At 67.7% G+C, this 24,310-nt stretch carries 25 protein-coding genes and 1 riboswitch; of the genes, 11 read left to right on the forward strand and 14 right to left on the reverse strand.

The features are described from left to right. Window positions 1-9: 9 nt before the first annotated feature. Window positions 10-327 carry a DMT family transporter gene (locus tag ASE48_RS09750; protein ID WP_057166874.1) on the forward strand — a complete coding sequence of 106 codons (318 nt, stop codon included), beginning with the start codon at window positions 10-12 and terminating at the stop codon, window positions 325-327. Here ASE48_RS09750 and yhjD read toward each other — a convergent pair. From yhjD to ASE48_RS09765, 3 genes are read right to left on the reverse strand one after another with little or no spacing between them, the layout of a single operon-like run. Next, window positions 324-1,379 carry an inner membrane protein YhjD gene (gene yhjD, locus ASE48_RS09755; RefSeq protein ID WP_057166875.1) on the reverse strand — a complete coding sequence of 352 codons (1,056 nt, stop codon included), beginning with the start codon at window positions 1,377-1,379 and terminating at the stop codon, window positions 324-326. The two genes, ASE48_RS09750 and yhjD, sit on opposite strands and share 4 nt — an antisense overlap. Before the next feature lie 22 nt (window positions 1,380-1,401). Further along, a complete protein-coding gene (gene trpS / locus ASE48_RS09760; protein ID WP_057166876.1) occupies window positions 1,402-2,418 on the reverse strand; it encodes a tryptophan--tRNA ligase in 1,017 nt (338 codons plus the stop codon). A 24-nt stretch (window positions 2,419-2,442) separates the two neighbouring features. Beyond that, window positions 2,443-2,838, reverse strand: a complete 396-nt coding sequence (locus tag ASE48_RS09765) for a MarR family winged helix-turn-helix transcriptional regulator (RefSeq protein WP_057166957.1) — start codon at window positions 2,836-2,838, stop codon at window positions 2,443-2,445. 78 nt (window positions 2,839-2,916) lie between these two features. Between ASE48_RS09765 and ASE48_RS09770 the strand changes: the two genes are divergently transcribed. Continuing rightward, window positions 2,917-3,558, forward strand: a complete 642-nt coding sequence (locus tag ASE48_RS09770) for a TIGR03086 family metal-binding protein (protein ID WP_057166877.1) — start codon at window positions 2,917-2,919, stop codon at window positions 3,556-3,558. On the opposite strand, the gene ASE48_RS09775 is transcribed toward ASE48_RS09770, so the two are convergent. Further along, on the reverse strand, window positions 3,528-4,328 hold the full coding sequence (locus ASE48_RS09775; protein ID WP_057166878.1) for an exodeoxyribonuclease III: 801 nt from the start codon (window positions 4,326-4,328) through the stop codon (window positions 3,528-3,530). The genes ASE48_RS09770 and ASE48_RS09775 overlap by 31 nt on opposite strands. Before the next feature lie 133 nt (window positions 4,329-4,461). Between ASE48_RS09775 and ASE48_RS09780 the strand changes: the two genes are divergently transcribed. Further along, the gene (locus ASE48_RS09780) at window positions 4,462-5,301 is read left to right on the forward strand and encodes an alpha/beta fold hydrolase (RefSeq protein ID WP_057166879.1); all 840 of its coding nucleotides are present in this window, start codon (window positions 4,462-4,464) and stop codon (window positions 5,299-5,301) included. Window positions 5,302-5,309: 8 nt separating this feature from the next. On the opposite strand, the gene ASE48_RS09785 is transcribed toward ASE48_RS09780, so the two are convergent. Beyond that, complete coding sequence (locus tag ASE48_RS09785; protein WP_057166880.1) at window positions 5,310-7,544, reverse strand: NADP-dependent isocitrate dehydrogenase; 2,235 nt, start codon at window positions 7,542-7,544, stop codon at window positions 5,310-5,312. A gap of 264 nt (window positions 7,545-7,808) precedes the next feature. Beyond that, window positions 7,809-7,928, forward strand: a riboswitch (SAM riboswitch). 42 nt (window positions 7,929-7,970) lie between these two features. On the opposite strand from ASE48_RS09785, the gene ASE48_RS09795 reads away from it, so the two are divergent. The 4 genes from ASE48_RS09795 to ASE48_RS09810 all read left to right on the forward strand — a co-directional run bounded on the left by ASE48_RS09795 (window position 7,971) and on the right by ASE48_RS09810 (window position 11,723). Further along, complete coding sequence (locus tag ASE48_RS09795) at window positions 7,971-9,308, forward strand: bifunctional o-acetylhomoserine/o-acetylserine sulfhydrylase (protein WP_082614088.1); 1,338 nt, start codon at window positions 7,971-7,973, stop codon at window positions 9,306-9,308. Window positions 9,309-9,318: 10 nt separating this feature from the next. After that, the gene (metX, locus tag ASE48_RS09800) at window positions 9,319-10,449 is read left to right on the forward strand and encodes a homoserine O-acetyltransferase MetX (RefSeq protein WP_057166882.1); all 1,131 of its coding nucleotides are present in this window, start codon (window positions 9,319-9,321) and stop codon (window positions 10,447-10,449) included. After that, window positions 10,446-11,177, forward strand: a complete 732-nt coding sequence (locus ASE48_RS09805; RefSeq protein WP_057166883.1) for a class I SAM-dependent methyltransferase — start codon at window positions 10,446-10,448, stop codon at window positions 11,175-11,177. The genes metX and ASE48_RS09805 overlap by 4 nt, the downstream gene beginning before the upstream one ends. A 147-nt stretch (window positions 11,178-11,324) precedes the next feature. Next, window positions 11,325-11,723 (forward strand): DUF4383 domain-containing protein, encoded by a 399-nt coding sequence (locus ASE48_RS09810; RefSeq protein WP_442928714.1) that lies wholly within the window; start codon window positions 11,325-11,327, stop codon window positions 11,721-11,723. A gap of 1 nt (window position 11,724) precedes the next feature. Here ASE48_RS09810 and ASE48_RS09815 read toward each other — a convergent pair whose 3' ends face one another. Continuing rightward, on the reverse strand, window positions 11,725-12,018 hold the full coding sequence (locus tag ASE48_RS09815) for a DUF3017 domain-containing protein (RefSeq protein WP_057166885.1): 294 nt from the start codon (window positions 12,016-12,018) through the stop codon (window positions 11,725-11,727). 16 nt (window positions 12,019-12,034) lie between these two features. Continuing rightward, on the reverse strand, window positions 12,035-12,877 hold the full coding sequence (locus tag ASE48_RS09820) for a bifunctional methylenetetrahydrofolate dehydrogenase/methenyltetrahydrofolate cyclohydrolase (RefSeq protein ID WP_057166959.1): 843 nt from the start codon (window positions 12,875-12,877) through the stop codon (window positions 12,035-12,037). Between the two features lie 28 nt (window positions 12,878-12,905). Between ASE48_RS09820 and ASE48_RS09825 the strand changes: the two genes are divergently transcribed. The 3 genes from ASE48_RS09825 to ASE48_RS09835 are packed head-to-tail and all read left to right on the forward strand — an operon-like array spanning window position 12,906 to window position 17,729. Further along, window positions 12,906-14,129 carry an NADH:flavin oxidoreductase gene (locus ASE48_RS09825; RefSeq protein WP_057166886.1) on the forward strand — a complete coding sequence of 408 codons (1,224 nt, stop codon included), beginning with the start codon at window positions 12,906-12,908 and terminating at the stop codon, window positions 14,127-14,129. Next, window positions 14,130-15,053: a hypothetical protein gene (locus tag ASE48_RS09830; protein WP_057166887.1), complete on the forward strand. Its 924-nt coding sequence runs from the start codon at window positions 14,130-14,132 to the stop codon at window positions 15,051-15,053. 57 nt (window positions 15,054-15,110) lie between these two features. Further along, entirely contained in the window at window positions 15,111-17,729 is a 2,619-nt protein-coding gene (locus tag ASE48_RS09835; RefSeq protein WP_057166888.1) for an FHA domain-containing protein, read from the forward strand. A 63-nt stretch (window positions 17,730-17,792) separates the two neighbouring features. Here the strand turns inward: ASE48_RS09835 and ASE48_RS09840 are convergent, their stop codons facing one another. The 6 genes from ASE48_RS09840 to ASE48_RS09865 form a co-directional block, all read right to left on the reverse strand. After that, entirely contained in the window at window positions 17,793-18,353 is a 561-nt protein-coding gene (locus ASE48_RS09840) for a pentapeptide repeat-containing protein (RefSeq protein WP_057166889.1), read from the reverse strand. Further along, window positions 18,350-18,940 carry a GTP-binding protein gene (locus ASE48_RS09845; protein WP_057166890.1) on the reverse strand — a complete coding sequence of 197 codons (591 nt, stop codon included), beginning with the start codon at window positions 18,938-18,940 and terminating at the stop codon, window positions 18,350-18,352. The genes ASE48_RS09840 and ASE48_RS09845 overlap by 4 nt, the downstream gene beginning before the upstream one ends. Further along, window positions 18,921-19,253: a DUF742 domain-containing protein gene (locus ASE48_RS09850; RefSeq protein ID WP_057166960.1), complete on the reverse strand. Its 333-nt coding sequence runs from the start codon at window positions 19,251-19,253 to the stop codon at window positions 18,921-18,923. Before ASE48_RS09850 ends, ASE48_RS09845 begins: the two co-directional genes overlap by 20 nt. 61 nt (window positions 19,254-19,314) lie before the next feature. After that, on the reverse strand, window positions 19,315-19,752 hold the full coding sequence (locus ASE48_RS09855) for a roadblock/LC7 domain-containing protein (protein ID WP_057166891.1): 438 nt from the start codon (window positions 19,750-19,752) through the stop codon (window positions 19,315-19,317). Then, the gene (locus ASE48_RS09860) at window positions 19,749-22,331 is read right to left on the reverse strand and encodes an ATP-binding protein (protein ID WP_057166892.1); all 2,583 of its coding nucleotides are present in this window, start codon (window positions 22,329-22,331) and stop codon (window positions 19,749-19,751) included. Before ASE48_RS09860 ends, ASE48_RS09855 begins: the two co-directional genes overlap by 4 nt. A gap of 217 nt (window positions 22,332-22,548) precedes the next feature. Next, window positions 22,549-23,154: a class I SAM-dependent methyltransferase gene (locus ASE48_RS09865; protein WP_057166893.1), complete on the reverse strand. Its 606-nt coding sequence runs from the start codon at window positions 23,152-23,154 to the stop codon at window positions 22,549-22,551. 43 nt (window positions 23,155-23,197) lie between these two features. Between ASE48_RS09865 and ASE48_RS09870 the strand changes: the two genes are divergently transcribed. After that, window positions 23,198-23,650, forward strand: a complete 453-nt coding sequence (locus ASE48_RS09870) for a tRNA (cytidine(34)-2'-O)-methyltransferase (protein ID WP_442928715.1) — start codon at window positions 23,198-23,200, stop codon at window positions 23,648-23,650. Window positions 23,651-23,659: 9 nt separating this feature from the next. Here ASE48_RS09870 and ASE48_RS09875 read toward each other — a convergent pair whose 3' ends face one another. Continuing rightward, on the reverse strand, window positions 23,660-24,301 hold the full coding sequence (locus ASE48_RS09875) for a nitroreductase family protein (protein WP_057166895.1): 642 nt from the start codon (window positions 24,299-24,301) through the stop codon (window positions 23,660-23,662). Between the last annotated feature and the right edge of the window lie 9 nt (window positions 24,302-24,310).

The following is a 24,310-nucleotide window of genomic DNA, read 5'->3' on the forward strand; positions in this document are numbered from 1 at the left end:
GGGTGTGTCATGGCTTGGTTGATTCTGGTGATCTCGGGTGTGCTGGAGGCCGTCTGGGCCACCGCGCTCGGCAGGTCCGAGGGCTTCACGAGAATGGGCCCGTCGGTGGTATTCGGTGTGGCGCTGGTGTTCTCGATGGCGGGCCTGGCCTTCGCGATGCGCTCACTCCCGATCGGCACCAGCTACGCGATCTGGGTGGGTATCGGCGCCGCGCTGACCGTGGGCTACGCGATGTTCACCGGTTCCGAGGGCGCCTCACTGATCAAGGTGGCGCTGATCCTCGGCATCATCGGCTGCGTCGTCGGCCTCAAGGTGATCGGGCACTAACGACGTGAGCGCAACAGTCGGGACAGTCCGAGTCCGCCGATCGCGCCGGCCGCGAAACTCGCGGCGGCACCGGACATCCCGACGCCTTCACGCACCTCGATCCGCGGGCTGATCCGGACCGGGCCGGGCGGTTCGATCGGCACCGCCTCCAGGTTCTCGGGGGCCGTCGCGGCCCACGCCGTCGCGAACAGGATCAGCCTGGCGGTGATGTAGGCGAACACCATCAGGCCCAGCACCGGACCGAAGGTGGCCCCGGCGGGCCCGGTCACCACCGAGCGCAGGTAGATCGAAGCCACCTGCTTGAACACCTCGAACGCCACCGCGGCGATCAGACCGGCCCGCAGCGAGCTGCGGAAGCTGACCGACTCGCGCGGAAGCCGGGCGATGATCCAGGTGAACAGCAACCAGGAGATCCCGATGGAGATCACCCAGGACGCCACCTGCAGCCCGACGCTCAGACCCGGCACATCCTGCAGCCCGAACCAGCCCAGCACCGTCGTCATCGCTGACTCTTTGCTCAGCGCGGTCAGGCCGATGGTGAGCGCCAGCGCCACGAACGCCGAAACCAGTGCCAGCAGGTCCGACAGCTTGGTGGCCACGAACCCGGCGGGTTCGTGCCGCTGCTCCCACATCTGGCTCAGCGCTTCCCGCAGGTTGGCCATCCAGCCCAGGCCGGCCCATGCGGCGGTGGCCAGACCGATGACACCGACGGTGCCGCGCGAGTCGATCGCCGAATCCATCAACTCCACGAGTTGGGACCCGAGGTCACCCGAGACGCTGGACCTGATCCGTTCCTCGACCTCCATCATCAGGTCGGGCTGGTTGGCCAGCACGAACCCGCCGATGGAGAAACCGACCATGAGCAGCGGGAACAACGCGAAGATGGTGAAGTACGTGATGCCCGCGGCGTAGAAGTCGCCCTTGCACTCGTTGTAGCGGTCCTGAGCCACCATGATGCGGTTGAACCAGAAGAAGCGCTCCCGCAACCGGTCCATCACACCTGGTTTGTCCTGGTCGGACGGGGCTGTCGGTACCGCTTCGCGGTAGGCCATCGGTAATCCCTTCCCAGGGTGGTCAGCTCGTGGGCGCCAAGAATCCCATCCGGTCATATACCCGTTGCAGCGTTGCCGAAGCGACCTCGTCGGCGCGGGCGGCCCCCTTGGCCAGCACCGCCTGCAGTTCGGCCGGGTCATCGAGCAGTTCGTCGACGCGTGCCTTGATGGGGGTGACGAATTCAACCACCGCGTCCGCGGTTTCGGTCTTGAGATCGCCGTAGCCGCGTCCGGCGTAGCCGGCCACCAGGGTGTCGATATCGGTGCCGGTCACCGCGGACTGGATGGTGAGCAGGTTGGACACGCCGGGCTTGGCATCGCGGTCGAAGCGGATCTCACGCTCGCTGTCGGTGACCGCCGACCGGATCTTCTTGGCCGTCTTCTTCGGGTCGTCGAGCAGGCTGATCAATCCGGCATCGGTGGCGGCGGACTTGCTCATCTTCGCCGTCGGGTCCTGCAGGTCGTAGATCTTGGCGGTCGCCTTGGGGATGATCGCCTCGGGGATCACGAAGGTCCCCGGAAGCCGGACGTTGATCCGTTCGGCGATGTCGCGGGCCAGCTCCAGGTGCTGGCGCTGGTCCTCGCCGACCGGCACCAGCGCGGTGTCGTAGAGCAGCACATCGGCCGCCATCAGCACCGGATAGGTGAACAGCCCGACGGTGGTCGCCTCGGCCCCCTGCTTCTGCGACTTGTCCTTGAACTGCGTCATCCGCGACGCCTGCCCGAAACCGGTGAAACACCCCAGCACCCAAGCCAGTTGGGTGTGGGCAGGCACGTGGCTCTGGACGAACACCGTCGCCTTCGCCGGGTCGACACCCAGCGCGAGATACTGCGCGGCGGTCACCAGGGTGCGCTTGCGCAGCACCTCCGGTTCCTGCGGGACGGTGATGGCGTGCAGGTCCACGACGCAGAAGTACGCGTCGTAGTCGTTCTGCAGGCTAACCCACTGGTTGACGGCACCGAGCGCGTTACCGAGGTGCAGGGAATCCGAGGTGGGCTGTGCGCCGGAGAACACGACGCTCTTGGAGGGGACGCTCATGATCCTTCGATTTTCGCACTGCCGTCATTCGGTTTCCGCGCGGGTCAGCAGCTCGAGCACCCGGAGGAAGGTGCGCCGCTCGTCGGCGCTCAGCAGGCCCAGCCAGCGTTCCTCGCCACGCTGGATCTCGGCTTGCGCGGCGTCTTTCACCCGCTGCCCGGCAGCGGTGATCGCCAGCAGGCGGACCCGACGGTCCTCGGGATCGACCTGACGCTCGATATGACCGCGGTCCTGCAGGTCATCGAGGGTGCGGATGATGCGTGTCTTGTCGGCGCCGATCGCTTCGGCCAGGGCGGCCTGGGAGCGCACCGGCCCGCCGTCCAGCGCGCACAGCACGACGTAGCCCCACATGGTGAGGTCGTGCGCCTCCAGCACGGGCAGCTCGGCGGCGGCCATGTCGCGCAGCAACGGGGCGAGCATGGCCGCGAGATCGGGACGACGCGGCACCGCCACATGCTAAGCGTTGCCCAATCATATGCTTTCGCTTATCGTAAGCTCATGCATATTACTTCTGCCGGTATCGCACCCTCCCACCGAACCGCCGTCCTGCACTCCGTTGCCGTCGTCGAAGCGGTCACTTCATCCGACCTGGATCGGCCGACACCGTGCGCGGGGTGGACGCTGGCCGACCTGGTTGCCCACATGACCGTCCAGCACCGCGGGTTCGCCGCGTCGGTGCGGGGCGACGGCGCCGACGTACGGATCTGGGATCCCGAGACGGTCAGCGCGCAGGTGCGGGCCGATCCGGCGGGCAGTTACGCTGCCGCCGCCCGCGATGTGCTCGAGGCCTTCAGCGCGGACGGAATCGATGACGCCGTGTGCGCCCTGCCCGAATTCGGTCCGGACGCAACGGTTCCCGGCTCGATCGCGATGGCCATGCATTTCGTGGACTATGTCGTGCACGGCTGGGACGTCGCCGCCGCCCTGGGGCTGCCGTTCCAGCTACCCGACGAGGTGGTCGCCGCGGCGCTGCCGATCGTGCTGGGCATCCCCGACGACGGGTCCCGAGAGGCCGCGAACGCACCGTTCGGGCACGCCGTCGGGGCCACCGGCACAACGGATCTCGGCCGGCTACTGGCGCACCTGGGCAGGCGGCCGGACTGGTCGACTCAGGAGAACTCGACGGTCACCGGGGCGTGATCGGACCAGCGCAACGCGTACAGTTCGGCCCGCTCCACCCGCGCCGACACCGCACGGGCGGCGAGGCCCGGGCTGGCCAGGTGGTAATCGATACGCCAGCCAGCGTCGTTGTCGAAGGCCTTGCCGCGCCATGACCACCAGCTGTACGGACCCGCGACATCCGGATGCAGCCGGCGCACCACGTCCACCCAGCCGGTGGACATCAGCTCGGTCAGCCACTGCCGCTCGGCGGGCAGGAAGCCCGCCTTCTTGACATTGGCCTTCCAGGCCTTGATATCGCTCTCGGTGTGCGCGATGTTCCAGTCGCCGCACAGCACGGCGTCGCGGCCGTCGGCGAGCAGGGCGGCCATCCGGGCCTCGACCGCGGACATGAAGCGTTCCTTTTCCAGCTGGCGCTCGGTCTCGGCCTCACCGGTGGGCAGGTACACGCTGGCCACCGTGGCGCCGGCGGTGTCGACCTCGATGTAGCGGCCGTGCTCGGCGAACTCCTCGGAGCCCGAACCGATGCGCACCGCGTCGAACGGGGTGCGAGACAGCACGGCAACACCGTTGCGGCCCTTGACATGCGGCTCGGCTGCGGCGAGATGCCAGCCGTCGGCCAGGGCCGGCGCCAGTGCCTCGGCGAGTTGTTCGTCGTCGGCGCGGGTCTCCTGTAGGCAGACGACGTCGGCGGTGCTGTCCTTCAGCCACGGCAGCAGGCCGAGGTTCTCCGTGGATCGCTGTTTGACCGCTGCGCGGATGCCGTTGACGTTGACGGTGGTGACGATCACGGTGGACGACCCTAATGGACGCCTCCGACAGCAGCACATATCCCCCGGTCGCTGCGCTCTCCCCCGCAAGCGGGAGGTCCCCCTGCCCGCCGAGCCTTGCGGTACCGGCGGTACCGCCATACTGTCGGGCGCTATGACCCAACGCGCACCCATCCACCACGGAACGGGTGAACCGATCCTCATGCTGCACCCGTTCCTGTGCTCGCAGAACGTGTGGCGCACGGTAGCCGATCAGCTCGCCGACACCGGCCGCTTCGAGGTGCTGGCACCCACCATGATCGGCCACAACGGGGGCTCCCGCGCCGGCACGTGGCTGTTGGACACCGCCGCCCTCGTCGACGACGTCGAGCGTCGGATGGACCAGATCGGCTGGGACACAGCCCATATCGTCGGCAATTCGCTGGGCGGCTGGGTGGCCTTCGAACTGGAGCGCCGTGGCCGGGCACGCACCCTGACCGCCATCGCGCCGGCCGGCGGATGGAGCCAGCACTCCCCCACCAAGTACGAGACCGTGCTGAAGTTCCTGGCCGGCGGCCCGGCCCTGATCGCCGCACGCCTGCTCGGGCCACGCATCCTGGACCTGCCGTTCGGCACCCGGATCGCCACCCTGCCGGTGAGCGGACCCGCCGACGGACCCAGCCGGCCGGACCTGGTCGCCCTCGTCGAGGACGCCACGCACTGCACGGCCTACGTCCAATTGCTCATCAAGACACTGCGTCTGCCGGGTCTGCTGGAACTGGCTCAGGTCGCTGTGCCGACACACCTGGTGCTGTGCGAGAAGGACCGGGTGTTCCCCAGCCCGCGCGGCACCAAGTACTTCATCGAGAACCTGCCGACCGATGCCAAAGTGACCCGCCTGCCGGGACTGGGCCACATCCCGATGCTGGAAGCACCCGGCCAGATCACCGAGCTGATCGCCGATTTCGTCGACCAGCACACCGAGCGCAAGCGCGAGGCACCGCCGGCGGGCTGACGCCAGTTCTAGCTCTTGGCGGACTCCAGCACGGCGTTGAACGTCTTGGACGGCCGCATCACCGCGGCGGTCTTCTCCGGGTCCGGGTAGTAGTAGCCACCGATGTCGGCGTGCCCACCCTGCACCTCGTTGAGCTCGGAGATGATGGCGTCCTCGCTCTCACCGAGCGTCTTGGCCAGCGGGGCGAAGTGCTCGGCGAGTTCCTTGTCCTCGGTCTGCTCGGCGAGCGCCTGCGCCCAGTACAGCGACAGGTAGAACTGGCTGCCGCGGTTGTCCAGCTCGCCGGCCTTGCGCGACGGAGACTTGTTCTCGTCCAACAGCTTTCCGACGGCGGTGTCCAGCGTCTCGCCGAGCAGCTTGGCCTTGGCGTTGTCGGTCTTGTTGCCCATATCCTCCAGGCTGGCGCCGATGGCGAGGAACTCACCGAGCGAATCCCAGCGCAGGTGGTTCTCTTCGACCAGCTGGCTGACGTGCTTGGGCGCCGAGCCACCGGCACCGGTCTCGTACAGTCCGCCACCGGCCATCAGCGGCACCACCGACAGCATCTTCGCGCTGGTGCCCAACTCCAGGATCGGGAACAGGTCGGTGAGGTAATCGCGCAGGATGTTGCCGGTCGCCGCGATGGTGTCCTGCCCGCGGATCACCCGCTCCAGCGTGTAGCGCATGGCCCATACCTGCGGAAGGATGGTGATGTCCAGGCCCTCGGTGTCCTCGTCCTTGAGGTACTCCTTGACCTTCTTGCGCAGCTCGTTCTCGTGCGGACGCTCGTCGTCGAGCCAGAACACCGTCGTCATACCGGACAGCCGGGCGCGGTTGACCGCAAGCTTCACCCAGTCGCGGATCGCGGCGTCCTTGACGATCGGCATGCGCCAGATATCGCCCTCTTCGACCTCCTGCGAGAGCAGAACCTCACCGGAATCGGCGTCGACGATCTTGGCCACACCCGCCTCGGCGATCTCAAAGGTCTTGTCGTGGCTGCCGTACTCCTCGGCCTTCTGCGCCATCAGACCGACGTTCGGCACGGTGCCCATGGTGGTGGGATCGAAGTTCCCGTGCGTCTTACAGAAGTTGATCATCTCCTGATAGATGCGGGAGAAGGTCGACTCCGGGTTGACCGCCTTGGTGTCCTTGGTGCGGCCGTCGGCGCCGTACATCTTGCCGCCGAGGCGGATCATCGCCGGCATCGACGCATCCACGATGACGTCGGACGGCGAATGGAAGTTGGAGATGCCCTTCGCGGAGTCGACCATGGCGAGTTCGGGCCGGTGCTCGTGGCAGGCGTGCAGATCGTTGATGATCTCTTCACGCTGTGAGGCGGGCAGCGATTCGATCTTGCTGTACAGATCCGACAGACCGTTGTTGACGTTGACGCCCAGCTCGTCGAACAGCTTCTCGTGCTTGGCAAAAGCGTCCTTGTAGAACACCTTGACCGCGTGACCGAACACGATGGGGTGGCTGACCTTCATCATGGTCGCCTTGACGTGCAGCGAGAACATCACGCCCGTCTTGTAGGCGTCCTCGATCTGCTCCTCGTAGAACTCGATGAGGGCCTTGCGGCTCATGTACATGCTGTCGATGACATCGCCGGCGTCGAGCTTCACCTCGGGCTTGAGCACGGTCTCGCCCGCCGAGGTCTCCAGCACCAGCTTGACCCTGCGGTCCTTGTCCACCGTCAGCGACTTCTCGCCGTGGTAAAAATCGCCGGTCTTCATGGTCGCCACGTGGGTGCGCGACGCCTGCGACCACTTGCCCATGCTGTGCGGGTGCTTGCGGGCGTACTCCTTGACCGCATTGGGGGCGCGCCGGTCGGAGTTGCCCTCGCGCAGCACCGGGTTGACCGCGCTACCCAGGATCTTGGAGTACCGCTCCTTGATCTTCTTCTCTTCGTCGGACTTCGGGTCGCCGGGGAAGTCCGGGAGGTCGTAACCCTTTTCCTTGAGTTCCTTGATGGCCGCCAGCAACTGGGGCACCGAGGCACTGATGTTGGGCAGCTTGATGATGTTGGCGGCCGGGTCCTGGGTCAGCTCGCCGAGGGCGGCGAGGTTGTCCGGCACCTTCTGCTCGTCGGTCAGTCGGTCACTGAACTCGGCGAGGATGCGCGCCGCCACGGAGATGTCACTGGTCTTGACATCGATCCCGGCGGCGTCGGCGAAGGTCCGGATGATCGGCAGGAAGGCGTAGGTGGCCAACAGCGGTGCTTCGTCGGTCAACGTGTAGATGATGGTCGGCTGCTCGGCGCTCATGTGTACTCCCGGCGTCACTGTCGGATCAGATGCAGCGAAAGTCGTTTCTGCCGTGATTGATTGAGCAGAGGCGCTCTCGCACCAGCGGGCCGCCCGCAACCGCTGTCACGACGGTTCCCGGCTGCCCTCACCGGCAACACTACAAGGGCCGACGAACCGGCGACGGGTCAGCTTTGACTACTGGCCAGTAGCTTTTTTGTGGCGGCGCGACACCTCCGACAACCAGGTGGCATCGGGTCAACGTCGTGAGCTAGGCTTTGTATCGGTCATGAGCGCCAGCATCAAGCCCCGGCTTGCTGGCCGGCAACCCTCCAACCGCGGTGGGGTGCTCCGGGTGAAGACCAGGTTGAGCAGTCGAATGGCGACTGCCGGCAAGCGCGGGTCCGTGTTGACGGGCCCCCAGACACAGATGGAGGTTCGTTTCTCGTGAGCACCCCCGAAGAAGACATCACCGCCCGTTGGTCCTTCGAGACCAAGCAGGTGCACGCCGGCCAGACCCCGGACACGGCGACCAACGCCCGGGCACTGCCGATCTACCAGACCACGTCCTACACGTTCGACAACACCGCGCACGCAGCGGCGCTGTTCGGCCTGGAGGAGACCGGCAACATCTACACCCGCATCGGTAACCCGACCACCGATGTCATCGAGCAGCGCCTGGCCGCGCTCGAAGGTGGTGTCGCGGCGCTGTTCCTGTCCTCCGGGCAGGCCGCCGAGACCTTCGCGATCCTCAACCTGGCCGCTGCCGGGGACCACATCGTGTCCAGCCCGCGACTCTACGGCGGCACCTACAACCTGTTCCACTACACGCTGCCCAAGCTCGGTATCGAGGTCAGCTTCGTCGAGAACCCCGATGACCTGGAGTCCTGGCGGTCAGCGATCCAGCCGAACACCAAGGCGTTCTTCGCCGAGACCATCTCGAACCCCCAGATCGACATCCTCGACATCCCCGGCGTCTCGGGCGTCGCCCATGAACAGGGCATCCCGCTGATCGTCGACAACACCATCGCGACCCCGTACCTGATCCAGCCGATCGCGCACGGCGCCGACATCGTGGTGCACTCGGCCACCAAATACCTGGGCGGGCACGGCTCGGCCATCGCCGGCGTCATCGTCGACAGCGGCAACTTCGACTGGACCCAGGGCCGTCACCCCGGTTTCACCGAGCCGGACCCGAGCTATCACGGTGTGGTGTTCTCCGCGCTCGGCCCGCCCGCCTACGCCCTCAAGGCCCGGGTCCAGCTCCTGCGTGACCTGGGCAGCTCGCTCGCCCCGTTCAACGCCTTCCTCATCGCCCAGGGATTAGAGACGCTGTCCCTGCGCGTTGAACGGCACGTGTCCAACGCGGTAAAGGTCGCCGAGTACCTCACCGGCCGCGACGAGGTGACCTCGGTGAACTACGCCGGACTGCCCACCTCACCGTGGTACGAACTGGGCCGCAAGATCGCCCCCAAGGGCACCGGCGCGGTGCTGGCCTTCGAACTGGCCGGTGGCATCGAGGCCGGCAAGGCCTTCGTCAACGCGCTGACCCTGCACAGCCATGTGGCCAACATCGGGGACGTGCGTTCGCTGGTCATCCACCCCGCCTCGACCACCCACGCCCAGCTGACGCCCGAGGAGCAGGCGACCACCGGGGTCACCCCCGGCCTGGTGCGCCTCGCGGTCGGGATCGAAGGGATCGACGACATCCTGGCGGACCTGGACCAGGGTTTCGCCGCGGCGAAAGCCTTCGCCGGTACCGGCCAGAGTGTCGCGTCGGTGTGAGCGCAGCCTCATGACCATCTTCGACATACTGAGCGACGTGCCGTCGACTCTGCCCGCGGAAGGTGAGATCGGGGTCGTCCAGATCGGCGCCCTGACCCTGGAAAGCGGCGTCGTCCTCGACGAGGTATCGATCGCGGTGCAACGCTGGGGCGAACTGAACCCCGAACGCGACAACGTCGTCATGGTGCTGCACGCACTGACCGGCGATTCGCACATCACCGGCCCGGCCGGCCCCGACCATCCGACACCGGGCTGGTGGGACGGCGTCGCCGGACCCGGCGCGACGATCGACACCGACCGCTGGTGCGCCGTCGCCACCAACGCCTTGGGCGGGTGCCGTGGGTCCACCGGGCCCAGCTCGATCGCACCGGACGGAAAGCCTTGGGGCTCAAGGTTCCCGGCGATCACCATCCGCGATCAGGTCAATGCCGATCTGGCCGCCCTGGCCGCCCTCGGGGTCACCCAGGTGGCGGCGGTGATCGGCGGTTCGATGGGTGGCGCGCGGGCACTGGAGTGGATCGTCGGGCACCCCGACACCGTCCGCGCCGGGCTGATCCTGGCGGTCGGCGCGCGTGCCACCGCCGATCAGATCGGCACCCAGAGCACCCAGGTCGCCGCGATCAAGGCCGACCCCGACTGGAACGGCGGCGACTACTACGACACCGGTCGCGGCCCAGCCGCCGGTCTGGAGATCGCGCGCCGCGTGGCGCACCTCACCTACCGCGGCGAGGCCGAGCTGGACTCCCGCTTCGCCAACCTCGCCCAGGGCGACGAGGACCCCACCAACGGTGGCCGCTACGCCGTGCAGAGCTACCTGGAACACCAGGGCGGCAAGCTGGTGTCCCGGTTCGACGCCGGCACCTACGTCGCGCTCACCGACGCACTGAGCAGCCACGACGTCGGCCGTGATCGCGGTGGCGTGGAGGCCGCGCTGGCCGGCTGCCCGGTGCCGGTGCTCGTCGGGGGCATCACCTCCGACCGGCTGTACCCGCTGCGCCAGCAGCAGGAACTGGCCGACCTGCTCCCCGGATGTGACGGCCTGCGGGTGGTCGACTCGATCTACGGTCACGACGGGTTCCTGGTGGAGACCGAGGCGGTGGCTCCGCTGATCCGGCAGACGCTGGAGATCGCGTCCCGGTGAGCGCGTCGAACAAGCAGGGATCGCTGTCCTTCGGCGAGGAGGCCGCCGCCTACGAACGCGGGCGCCCGTCCTACCCGCCGGAGGCCATCGACTGGCTGTTGCCGACCGACGCGCAACGGGTGCTGGACCTGGGAGCGGGGACCGGCAAGCTGACCGTCCGGCTCGTCGAGCGCGGCCTGGACGTGGTGGCGGTGGACCCCATCCCGGAGATGCTCGAAGTCCTGAGCGACTCCCTGCCGGAGACCCCCGCACTGCTGGGCACAGCCGAGGACATTCCGTTGCCGGACAACAGTGTTGACTCCGTGCTGGTGGCCCAGGCCTGGCACTGGTTCGACCCGCAGCGCGCCACGCAGGAAATCGCCCGGGTGCTGCGGCCGGGCGGGCGGCTCGGGCTGGTGTGGAACACCCGCGACGAACGGTCGGGCTGGGTCAAGGATCTGGGCACCATCATCGGCCAGGAGCACGACCCGCTGGGCGATGAGGTGACACTGAGCGCTCCGTTCACCGATGTCGAACGCCATCAGGTGGAGTGGACGAGCTACCTGACCCCGAAGGCGTTGCTCGACCTGGTGGCCTCCCGCAGCTACTGCATCACCTCACCCACCGAGGTCCGTGCCCGCACCCTGGAGAAGGTCCGCGAACTGCTGGCCACCCATCCCGCGCTGGTCAACAGCACCGGTCTGGCGCTGCCCTACATCACCGTGGGCATCCGGGCGACGCTGTCCTGATCCGGCGGCCATGATGCCGGCACCGGAATATTCGTTCCGCCGAATGGGTAGTAGACGGTGAACGACGAGAGGCCCGCGATGTCCAAGCGTGACCAAGACCGTCTCGCCGCGGCGGGGGGCACGGCTCCCGTGGTGCAGATCGCCGCGATGGTGGTCGGGGCGGTGTTCCTGGTGTTCGGGGTCGCGGGCTTCATCCCCGGTATCACCAGTGACTTCGACGAACTGAGCTGGGCCGGGCACCACTCCGGCGCGCTGCTGCTCGGAGTGTTCGCCGTGTCGATCCTGCACAACCTGGTCCATCTGGCGTTCGGGGTCGCCGGGCTGGTGCTCGCCCGCTCCGCGGCCACCGCCAAGGCGTATCTGCTCTGGGGCGGCGCGGTGTACGCGGTGCTGTGGCTCTACGGAATGGCGATCGATCACCACGGTCCGTTGAACTTCGTGCCGGTCAATGCCGCCGACAACTGGCTGCATCTCGGCTTGGCCGTCACCATGATCGCCTCTGGCGTGCTGCTGGGACGCCTGGCGATACAGCCCGATCAATCCTGATTCAGGACGTGCCCAACGGGTCGATGGTCCACGCGATATAGAGCATCGTCGCACTGACGGTCGCGGTTGTCGCGAAGTCTATTGTGCGGGAACGAATCACCAGCAGACCCGCGCGATCGTCGGAGAGCGCCAACCGCAGCGCCGCCGCCACACCGACGGCGATTCCGATGACGAGCGCGCCGCGACGCCAGTAGCCGGTGATCACCAGACCCAGCGCGGCGAGCAGGATCACGCCGACCACCAGGATCGGCCATTGACCGCCGAAGACCTTGCGGGCGAACTCCTTCAGCGCCATTGGCTCTTCGCGCCCATCACCGCTCCGCACGCTCCACCACGTTGGTCAGCAGGAACGCCCGCGTCAGCGGGCCCACCCCGCCGGGGTTCGGCGACACGTGTCCGGCGACATCCCACACGTCAGGCGCCACATCGCCGGTGAGCTTGCCCTCGACCCGGCTGACGCCCACGTCGACGACGGCAGCGCCGGGTTTCACCATGTCTGCGGTGACCATGTACGGCACGCCGACGGCGGCGATGATGATGTCGGCCTGCCGGGTCAGCTCAGGAAGGTCCCGGGTTCCGGTGTGGCACAACGTCACTGTCGCGTTCTCCGAACGTCGGGTCAGCAGCAGGCCGAGCGGGCGGCCAACCGTGACTCCGCGGCCTATCACGACCACGTGCGCACCGGCGATCGGGACCTCGAAACGACGCAGCAGGTGCACGATGCCGCGCGGAGTGCAGGGCAGCGGAGCTTCTTTGCCGAGCACCAACCGGCCCAGGTTGGTGGGGTGCAGACCGTCGGCGTCCTTGTCCGGGTCGATGCGTTCCAGGGCGGCGTTCTCGTCCAGGTGCTTGGGCAGCGGCAACTGCACGATGTAGCCGGTGCATTCGGGGTTGGCGTTGAGCTCGTCGATCGTCTCGTCCAGGGTGGCCTGGCTGATATCGGCGGGCAGGTCGCGGCGGATCGAGTTGATGCCCACCTTCGCGCAGTCGGCATGCTTGCCGCGCACGTAGGCCTGCGATCCCGGGTCGTCGCCGATCAGGATGGTGCCCAGTCCGGGGGTGCGGCCGGCCGCCGTCAGCGTGGCCACCCGTCCCTTGAGGTCATCGAGAATTTCGTCGCGGGTGGATTTGCCATCCAAAGTCGTCGCTGCCACGTAGGTCATTGTGGCAGGCTCGCCCGGTATGAACACGCAGGCAGAAGTGTTCACCGACGTGTTTGGCGCGGCCAAGCTCGGTCCGGTGACGCTGCGCAACCGCATCATCAAGGCCGCCACCTTCGAGGCGTCCACGCCGAATGCGCTGGTCACCGACGATCTGATCAAGTTCCACCAACTTCCCGCCGCGGGCGGGGTCGGCATGACGACCGTCGCGTACTGTGCGGTCACCCCGGGTGGGCGCACAGACGGCTGGCAACTGTGGATGCGACCGGAGGCGGTGCCCGGACTGCGCAGACTGACCGACGCGGTGCATGCCGAGGGTGCGGCCATCAGCGCGCAGATCGGTCACGCCGGCCCGGTCGCCAACGCCAAGACCAACAAGGCCCCGGCCCTGGCGCCGGTGCGGTTCTTCAATCCGCTGTCGATGCGGTTCGCCCGCAAGGCCGGTCTCGACGACATCCGCGCGGTCACCGCGGCGCACGCGAATGCCGCACGGCTGGCCATCGACGCCGGCTTCGACGCCGTCGAAATCCACCTCGGGCACAACTATCTGGCCAGTTCGTTCCTCAGCCCGATGCTCAACCGGCGCACCGACGAATTCGGTGGCTCGCTGGAGAACCGGGCGAAGGTCGCGCGTGGGCTGGTGCGGGCGGTGCGTGACGCCGTCGACACCTACGGCGCCAAGCAGATCGCGGTCACCGCGAAACTGACGATGACCGACGGGGTGCGTGGCGGTATCCCGATCGACGAGGCCCTGCAGACCGCCAAATGGCTGGAGGAGGACGGCGGGCTGGACGCCATCGAGCTGACGGCCGGTAGCTCCCTGGTCAACCCGATGTACCTGTTCCACGGCGACGCACCGCTCAAGGAGTTCGCCGGCGCGTTCACCCCGCCGATCAGCTGGGGCATGCGGCTGACCGGCAAGAAGTTCCTGCGTGAGTACCCCTACCGGGAGGCCTACCTGTTGCGGCACGCGCGGCAGTTCCGGGCCGAGCTGTCGCTGCCGCTGATCCTGCTGGGCGGCATCACCAACCGCGAGACCATGGATCTGGCGATGGCCGAGGGGTTCGACTTCGTCGCGATGGGCCGCGCGCTGCTGGCCGAACCCGACCTGATCAACCGCATCAAGGCCGACGGGGACGCCCACACGGTCAAGGCCCTGTGTACGCACTGCAACAAATGCATGCCGACGATCTACAGCCATACCCATTGCGTGGTCACCGGCGCTCCGGACGTATTGACTATCTGAATGGACCCCCAAGTCACCAGGGAAGACGCTGCGGTCACCTACCGCTACGTCCGGGTCGGCCTGGTGGCTCTGGTGGTCTTCTTGCTGGTATCGCTGGTGCTGACCTGGGAGCACAGCTGTCCGCAGGGTTCGATCAGCGCATACTTCTACACCCGCACCCATGCGGTGTTCATCGCCGCGCTGTGCGCGGTGGGCATCTGCCTGATCGCCTACAAGGGCACCCGCCTCGGCGAGGACGCCCTCCTCAACTTCGCCGGCTTCCTGGCGTTCGTGGTCGCGCTGGCCCCGACCGGCAGCGAGGGTGTCTGCGAAGCCTGGTTGCCGACCGTCGAACACCCTTTGGACGCCATCCCGAACAACATTTTCGCCTTGGTCGTCGGCGCGACCGTCGGGACCGGGCTCTACCTGGGTCTGCAGAAGTGGCGACCGCCCCAGTCCGCACCGACCGCCACCACCCCGGATCTATCCGGCGTCCGCGGCATCTGGAAGGTGATGGCCAACGTGCTGCTCACCATCGAGACCGGACTCCCAAAAGTCCTTTTTGCGGCGGTGGTCGGCGGTGGCCTGCTGTTGTTCTGGCCACCGGCCCGTGAGTACGCACATATCACCGCCGCCGTCGCGATGTTCCTGGCCATCATCCTGGTCGCGGTCTACCACGCCTGCTACGCGAAGGCCGCGGAACGCCCGCACCGCGCGCAGTTCTACGCCACGGTCGCCACCCTGATGCTGCTCGCCGTGCTGCTTGCGATCGGCTTCTGGTTGGCCGGTTTCCCGTACGTCGTCGTGGGTGTCGAGATCGCGCTGATTGCGCTGTTCGCGATCTTCTGGGGTGTGCAGACCTGGGATGTGTGGGAACTGCACGACCGCTACCCCGAAGACAGCGTGCCTGCACTCGCCGATGCGGTCGTCACCGAGGGCGAGTGACACGACGGCCACCGCAGCGCAGCACGCCATCGCACCCAACCGATACAGTTGTTCCCGATGAGCCGCCCCGGAACGCCCGCGCTGACCGTTCGATACGAAGGGTCCTCACGCACCTTCTCCGCAGGCAACGACGTCGTCGTCGGCCGCGATCTACGTGCCGATGTCCGTATCGCCCACCCGCTGATCTCCCGCGCGCACCTGGTGTTGCGCTTCGATCAGGGGCGATGGATCGCCATCGACAACGGCAGCCTCAACGGCATGTACCTCAATGGCCAGCGGGTTCCGACGCTCGACATCCTGGACGGCCAGCTCCTCAACATCGGTAACCCGGACGGCCCGCAACTCGCCTTCGAGGTGGGTCGCCATCAGGGCTCGGTGGGCAGTCCCCCGCCCGCGGCCGCCATGCCGACACCCACCGGTCCCCGGCCCAGCGCGTCCTGGCCGACCCAGGCGCCCATGCCGCCCGCCCCGCCCGCCTGGCCTACCGGTGGGGCCCCCGCCCAGCCGCGTTACCCGTCCGGCCCGCAGCAGTATCAGCCGACCGGGCAAGACTCTCAACCAAGCGCGCGATATCAGCCCAGCGCGCCGCAGTCTTACGCCCCGCCGCCGGCCGCGCGTCCCCAGCCCGCCTACATCCCGCCGGCCGATCCGTCGCAGACCGCCATGGGGCCGACCGCCGTGCCACGGCCGTCGGAGAACAATCTCGCGACCAGCATGCTCAAGATCCTGCGTCCCGGGAAAGCACCCGAGGTGCCCCCGGGCGGGATCAAGATCGGTCGCGCCACCGACAACGACATCGTCATCCCCGACGTCCTGGCCTCACGGCACCACGCCACCCTGGTTTCGGGGCCGGGTGGCACCGAGATCCTGGACAACCGCAGCATCAACGGCACCTTCGTCAACGGTGCCCGCGTCGACGACGCGCTGCTGCGCGAGGGCGATGTGGTCACCATCGGCAACGTCGACCTGGTGTTCACCGGCGGGACGCTGGTCCGCGGTTCGGAGACCCAGGCGGCCACCCGCACCGGTGGCCTGGAGGTCCGCGGTCTGACGTGGACCATCGAGGGCAACAAGACGCTGCTGAACAACATCTCGATCGACGCGCGGCCGGGCACCCTGACCGCGGTCATCGGCCCCTCGGGCGCCGGCAAGTCGACGTTCGCCAAGCAGGTCGCCGGCCTGACGCATCCGACCGACGGCCGGGTGTCCTTCGAGGGCCACGACATCCACGCCGAGTACGCCTCGCTGCGTTCCCGAATCGGCATGGTCCCCCAGGACGATGTGGTGCACGGCCAGCTGACGGTCAAGCAGGCGCTGATGTACGCCGCGGAGCTGCGGCTGCCGCCGGATACCACCAACGAGGACCGCGAGCGGGTGGTCCTGCAGGTCCTCGAGGAACTCGAGATGACCAAGCACCTGGAGACCCGGGTGGACAAGCTGTCCGGCGGTCAGCGCAAGCGGGCCTCGGTGGCCCTCGAGCTGCTGACCGGCCCGTCGCTGCTGATCCTGGACGAGCCGACCTCGGGTCTGGACCCGGCGCTGGACCGCCAGGTGATGACGATGCTGCGCCAGCTGGCCGACGCCGGCCGTGTGGTGCTGGTGGTGACGCACTCACTGACCTACCTGGATGTCTGCGATCAGGTGCTGCTGCTGGCGCCGGGCGGCAAGACCGCGTTCTACGGGCCGCCGAGCCAGATCGGTCCGGAACTGGGCACCACCAACTGGGCCGACATCTTCTCCTCGGTCGCCGGCGACCCCGACGCCTCGCATCAGCGCTACCTGTCGCGCAGTGGCCCGCCACCGCAGGCCGAGGCCTCCGAGGAGCCGGCCGACCTCGGCAAGCCCGCGAAAACGAGTGTGCGACGGCAGTTCTCCACCATCGCGCGCCGCCAGATGCGGCTGATCATCTCCGATCGCGGTTACTTCGCATTCCTGGCGATGCTGCCGTTCATCATGGGCGTGCTGTCGCTCTCGGTGCCCGGCGACGTCGGCTTCGGCATTCCCAACCCGATGGGCGATGCCCCCAACGAGCCGGGCCAGATGCTGGTGCTGCTCAACGTGGGCGCCATCTTCATGGGCACCGCGTTGACGGTCCGCGACCTGATCGGCGAGCGTGCCATCTTCCGGCGTGAGCAGGCCGTCGGGTTGTCGACGACGGCTTATCTGCTGGCCAAGGTCTGCATCTACGCCGCATTCGCGATCGTTCAATCTGCGATCGTCACGACGATCGCCGTACTGGGCAAGGGTGGCCCCACCCAGGGGGCGGTGTCGTTCCTCCCGCCGACGGCCGAGCTGTTCCTGGTGATGGCTGCGACCACCGTCGCCTCCGCGATGCTCGGTCTGCTGCTGTCGGCTCTGGCCAAGTCCAGTGAGCAGATCATGCCGCTGCTGGTGGTGGCCGTGATGAGCCAGCTGGTGTTCTCCGGCGGCATGATCCCGGTGACCGACCGGCTGGTGCTCGATCAGTTGTCCTGGTTCACCCCGGCGCGCTGGGGTTATGCGGCGTCGGCGTCCACGGTGGACATCACCCACCTGGTGCCCGGACCGCTGACCCCCAAGGATTCGCATTGGGAGCACACCGCGTCGGCCTGGTGGTTCGACATGGGCATGCTGGCGCTGCTGAGCGTGGGCTACCTGACGTTCGTGCGCTTCAAGATTCGCCTCAAGGCGGGCTAGTACGTCGCGACTTGTGGAGTTCTGGTCGGAATCATTCCGACCAGAACTCCGCAAATCGCGCGGTTACTCGCCGTGGACGTCCAGCCCGTGCGCGGCGGCGTAGGACAGCCCCTGTTCGATGTTGATCCGGGCGCCGCGGATTTTCGCCGTCGTCCAGAAGGTCGGGTCGATCCGCGCACCACGCAGATCGGCCTCGTCGAACTTGGCGTCCTGCACCCGTGCGCCACTCAGGTCCGCTCGCTGCAGGACGGCCTTGCGCAGGTCCGCCCCGACCAGGCTGGCCTCGCGCAACCGGCAGTCCGACAGGTCGACGGTGCGCAGGTCGCAATTGCCCAGCACGCTCAGCGACAGGTCCACCTCGGTCAGGGTGATGGGCCGCAACCGGGCGTCGGTGAACACCGACCCCAGCAGGCTGCACTGCCGGAACACGCTGTGCAACAGCGATGCCCGCCGGAAGTTGCAGTTACGGAAGGCCGATCCCAGATGCACGGACTCGGTCAGGTTCACACCGCTGAAATCGCATTCGTCGAACACCACCCGCTCGGTGCGCAGCCGGCTGAGGTCGTCATCGCGGAAGTCGTGTCCGGTGAACTCGCGGTCCGCCCAGACCTGGTCATCGCTCACACCGCGGCCAGTGCGTATTCGGCCACCGCGATCAGCGCGGCGCGGGCGGAGTTCCGGTCGCGGGCGTCGACGGTGACGATCGGGATGTCCGCGCGCAGTGCCAGCGCCTGCCGCACCGCGGCCTCCGGATGTCTTGGCGCCCCGTCGAACTCGTTGATCGCGATGAGGAACGGGAGTTTGCGGGCCTCGAAGAAGTCGACGGCGGCGAAACTGTCCTGCAGGCGCCGGATGTCGACGAGGATGACGGCCCCGATCGCGCCGCGGATCAGGTCGTCCCACATGAACCAGAAACGGCGCTGACCGGGAGTGCCGAACAGGTACAGCACCAGATCCTCGGCCAGCGTGATGCGTCCGAAGTCCATCGCCACGGTGGTGGTGTTCTTGTGCGGGGTGGCGTCGAGTCCGTCGACGCCGACCGACGCGGTGGTCACCAACGCCTCGGTGCGCAGCGGCATGATCTCCGAGACCGCGCCGACGAATGTGGTCTTGCCGGAGCCGAACCCGCCGGAGATGACGATTTTCGTCGCCCCTGGCCGTTCGGAGCGCCCAGCCGACGCCGAAGGCGTCTCAGAGTGCCCGTAGGCCACGCAGAGTCCTCCCGATCAGTTCACGACGTTCGTCGGCGGAGGCTGTATCGCCCAGCGTCGTGTGTACCCGAAGATACCCCTCGGAAACGAGGTCACCGATCAGCACACGCGCCACACCGAGCGGCAAGGACAAATGCGCCGCGATCTCGGCGACCGACGGACTGTCCTTGCCCAGGAGCAGTATCCGGGCCCGCACATCACTACCCGGCCACCTCGGCGCCGGCGCGATGTCCAGCGTCCTGATCGGCGCCTCCAGCGGCAGGTGCACCCCGGGATCGGTGCGTCCGGCGGTCAGCCGGTAGGGCCGCACCATGCTCGGCACATCCACCGGATCGGCGGACTCCCAGGCATCCGGTGGCGGCTGCACAGCGGCCTCAGGTGTGTTGGCGACTACGCCGTGCCGACTGGATGACATTGCCCACACGCTCCACCAGAATGGCCATCTCATAGCCGATCTGGCCGATATCGCAGGACCGGGTTGCCAGGGTGGCGAGATTGGATCCGTCACCGACGCGCATCAACAACAGATAGCCGTTCTCCATCTCGACGATGGACTGCATGACGTGGCCGCCCGCGAACAACTGGGCCGCCCCCATGGACAGACTCGCCAACCCCGACGCGACCGCCGCCAGCTGGTCGGCGCGCTCGGTGGGCATGTGCTCGCTGGCGGCCATCAGCAGGCCGTCGGCGGAGACCAGCACGGCGTGCGAAACACCGGAGACCTCGCGAGCGAACTTGGAGACCAGCCAGTCGAGTGATTCGCGCTGCGTCGATCCCCCGGTCGCTGCGCTCCTGCCCGTCGTGTCGCTCATGATCCTCCGGTGTCGCGGGTGTGCGACCGACCGGCATGCACCCCACCGAAGTGGCTGCTGAGGCTGGCTCGTACGGCGGCGGGATCCGGCAACGGGCCGGGGTCGGCGGGCTCAGATGTTACCGGGGCGACGTCGTCGCCGATATCGCCCGCCCCGGGCACCAGCCGTTCGCCGGGTTTGCGTACCGGCAGGCCCTCCGCGGTGTGTTCGGTGACCGGCGCGTCCTCGGCCGAGGCCGCCGCGGACCAGCCGTGATCCCACACCGACTTCCAGTCCAGATCGGTACTGGCGCCGAGATCGGTCGGGTCGACGAGCCATTCCGAGAGCATCTTCTGGTAGATGGCGTCATCGGAGGAGCCCGTGTCCGCCGGGGCGGGTTCGGCGGGCGCCTGGCTGCGTGCGCCGAAGAACGCCGAGGTGTCCGCCGGCGCGGAGGTCCGGGTCGGCAACTCGGTGGGTATCTGCACCGGTGTCGGCTCGGTGGGCCAATGCTCCGATTCCGTTTCGGGCTGTTCGGAGCGGAACCCGCTGGCCCCCGGATTGCGTTGTGGCAAACCGGATATCGGGCTCTGCTCGACGAAATCGGGCGTGACGTAGGCCGGCTCGGGCTGCGCCGGCGCGAACTGCGACACCTCGGCCACCGGGGCCGGTTGGAAGCCGGTGACGATCGGAGTCGGCAGCACCCCGGCAAGCAGCTCCTCGGGCACGTACACACCGGCGGTGGTACCCGAATGCGCTTCTCCGGGAACGGTGCTGCGCAACCGGACCACGAATCCGTGCTGGGCGGCCAGCCTGCCGACGACGAACAGACCCATGTGCCGCGCGGTGTAGGGGGTCACCTCGCCACCGGACTGCAGGCGGGTGTTGGCCACCCGCAGATCGGGTTCGGCCATGCCCAGTCCCAGGTCGGCGACCTCGATGACGAGTGCGCCGTTACCGGTTCGCACGGCCGACACTCGCACCTGCGAGTCCGGCGGCGAGTAGCGCAGCGCGTTGTCCATCAACTCGGCCAGCACGTGCACCAGGTCGGCGGCCACCGTGCCGCTGATATCGCAGTCCGGGACGACGTCGGTGATCACCCGGGTGTACTCCTCGACCTCGGACGCCGCGGCATTGACCACCGCGGCGACCGGCACGGGTTCCGTGTGCTCGCGGGTGACCTTGGTGCCGGCCAGCACGAGCAGGTTGGCGCCGTTGCGGCGCATTCGGGCGGCCAGGTGGTCCAGCCGGAAGAGGCTGTCCAGGCGTTGCGGATCTTCCTCGTCGCGTTCGAGCCGGTCGATCAGCGACAGCTGCTGGTCCACCAGCGATCGGCTGCGCCGCGACAGGGTCTCGAACATGTCGCTGACCTGCACCTGCAGCCGGGCCTGCTCACCGGCGAGCAGCACGGCCTGTTCGTGCAGTTCGTCGACCGCGTGCGCGACCTGCCCGATCTCTTCGGTGGTGTGCACCGGAATCGGACGGACCGGGCCCGGGTCTCCCCCGTTGCGGACCTGGTCGAGTTCGCGGGCGAGTTCGGTGTGCGCGACTTTCAGCGCGCTGTCACGCAGCCGGCGCAGCGGCCGGACCAGTGACCTGGCGACCAGCGCGACGATCAGCAGTGCGAACAGGATCGCCGCGATGACGACCACGGCATCCCGGATGGCGGTGCTGCGTTGCGCCTCGGCCTGTTGCCCCACCGTCGTGGTCACCGACGTCGTGGTCTCGGAGATGACGGCGTCGGCGATGTCGTTGGTGGCAGCGATGGACTGGCTGAGTTCCGGGTTGTTCACCAGGACGGCAGTCGGGTTGGCCATGATCGCCATCCTGCGGATGAACTGCTCCTGCAGCTCCTTGGCCTCGGCCGAGCCGACGCCGAGGATCTGACTCATGCCGAACAGGGTGGACGGTTCGGTACCGGCGACGGTGTTCATCGAGGTGCGCAGCTCGGGTTCGGGGACCTCGCCACCGAGGTTGACCAGCAGCTGCTGCATCATCATCTGCCCGCGGGCCCCGACGGCCCGGGACAGGCCGAGGGTGTCGGTGCGGATCTGGGCGTCGTCGACACGCACCGATCCGTTGATGGCGTCCTCGGCGGTCAGCAGGATGGGCGCATAGGTGGTGACCCGGTCACGCAGGCCGATCGAGTTGGAGCTGACCTGGTTCACCAGGTCCTGGCCGTCCTGCAGAATCGCGGTGACGCCGCTGTCCACGTCGGGCAGCACGTCCGTCTCGTCGAGTTGACGCTGCAGCGCCTGGCGGGTGGTGTCGAATTCGCTCAACGCGGCCTGAGCATCACCGCCGCTGCTGCCGGCGAGAATGGCTGCATCCAGTGCGGCCATGTACTCGACGACGGCGGGCACCATGTCGGCACGGTCGGCGGCCAGCCGCAGATCGGTGGCGTCGGTGAATCCGGAGTAGATGCGCAGCCCACCGAAGGTCGCGGCCAGTGCCAGCGGAACCAGCGCGATGGCAAACACTTTCCAGCCGACGGGCCAGTTGCTCAACGCCCAGCGCGACGGCTTCTTGACGGCTTGCGCTGCCGCGCTGTCGAATTCGTCGCGCGCAGACGTAACCGGCGGCGCGGCATGGGCCGTCATCAGAATCCGCAAATCGTTACGTTCATATGCTTCCTGCTTGTGCCCGCCATCGGGGCCGGCGCGGCACGCCTGGCAATTTGTCGAGTATGGCAGTCGCCGACAGCGGTTTCCATACCTCGATATCGAACCGACACAGTTCGTGACCGTTACGTTGCGCAGTCGTGGTGATGCGTACGAACGGCTCTGACGTGCACGTCAGTTCGATCCCGCGGAATGTCTAGGCCGCCCGCAGGATCGCGACCAGAAAGTCGGCGCCTTCGGTGAACGGCCGCACGTCCCAACTGGACAGCAACAGATCCGGGACCAACCCGGCCCGCGCGGCGTCGCCGAGAAACTCGGTGTGCTCGTACTCGCGGCCGGCGCCGAACCCGATGACCGCCCGGCCACCGGAGCCGAGGTGGGCGCGCAACCGGCTCAGCACCGGAGTGCGGGTGCTCGGCGCGAGGAAGGTCATCACATTGCCTGCCGACACGATGAGATCGAACGGTTCGGTGATTCCGCGGGCCGGCAGGTCCAGTTCGGCGAGGTCACCGACGAGCCAGCGGGGGCCGGGGTGGTCCTGTTCGGCGGCGGCGATGAGCGCCGGGTCGACATCGACGCCGACGACGTCATGTCCGGCGGCGGCCAGGTAGCCGCCCACCCGGCCCGGACCGCAGCCCGCGTCCAGGATGCGGGCGCCACGCTCGGCCATCGCGTCGATGAGGCGAGCCTCGCCCGCGAGATCTTTGCCCGCGCGTTCCATGGACCGGAAGCGGTCGATGTACCACTGTGAATGGCCCGGGTTGGCCGCGACCTTCTGCATCCAGATGCTCTGCTCGACCATGACCCCATTATCCGCAGGGCAAGATGACCGGGTGTTCAAGGTGATGTTCTTCTCCCCGCGCATCGCGCCCAATACCGGCAACGCGATCCGGATGGTGGCCGCGACCGGGTGCGAACTGCACCTGGTCGAACCGCTCGGCTTCGACCTGTCCGAGCCCAAGCTGCGGCGGGCCGGCCTGGATTACCACGACCTGGCGTCGGTGACGGTGCATGCGGATCTGCCGGCGGCCTGGGCCGCGATCGGCCCGACACGGGTGTACGCGTTCACCGCGCACGCGGACCGGTCGTTTGCCGAGGTCGCGTACCAGCCTGGCGATGTGCTGATGTTCGGCCCGGAGCCGACCGGCCTGGACGAGCAGACGCTGGCCGATCCGCACATCACCGCGCGGGTGCGGATCCCGATGCTGGCCGGTCGGCGGTCGTTGAACCTGTCCAACGCCGCGGCCGTCGCGGCCTATGAGGCGTGGCGCCAGCAGGGGTTCACCGGCGCGGTGTGAGCGGCAGGCCTACCAGGTGTCCCAGTGCGCGAAGTTCTCGGCGGGAAGTCGCTTGGCCTTCTTGAATTCGGTGCCTTTGGTGTAGGCGATCGGGAACAGCCCGGCCTGCGAGTATTTCTCGAACGGGATACCGAGCACCTCGGCGGCCTGCTTCTCACCGTCGCCGAGCAGGTGCAGCGTGGTCCACGCCGAGCCCAGTCCACGGGCGCGCAGCGCCAGCATGTAGCTCCATACCGCCGGCAGCAGGGATCCCCAGAAGGAGGCACTCAGCCCGGCCGGGGCACCGTCCGGGCGACCTTCCAGCACCGGGATGAGCAGGACGGGGGCCTTCTCCATGTTCTCGCTGAGATAGCTCGCCGAGGAGCGCACCGCATCGATCTGCTCATCGCGGGCGTCACCGTAGGAATCCTTGGGCGATGCCAGGTACGGCGTGGCGTTGGTTCGGTAAATATCGGCGATGGCCTTCTTCTTGGCTTCGTCCTCGACGAAAACCCATTGCCAGCCTTGAGTATTGGAGCCCGTCGGGGCCTGCAGCGCCAGGTCCAGACATTCCAGGAGCACTTCGCGCGGCACCGGCTTGTCGAAATCGAGCCGCTTGCGCACCGAACGCGTGGTGGTCAGAACTTCATCCGCGGTCAGGTTGAGTGTCATACCGCGAGA

The organism is Mycobacterium sp. Root265, from assembly GCF_001428895.1.
Taxonomy (GTDB): Bacteria; Actinomycetota; Actinomycetes; order Mycobacteriales; family Mycobacteriaceae; genus Mycobacterium.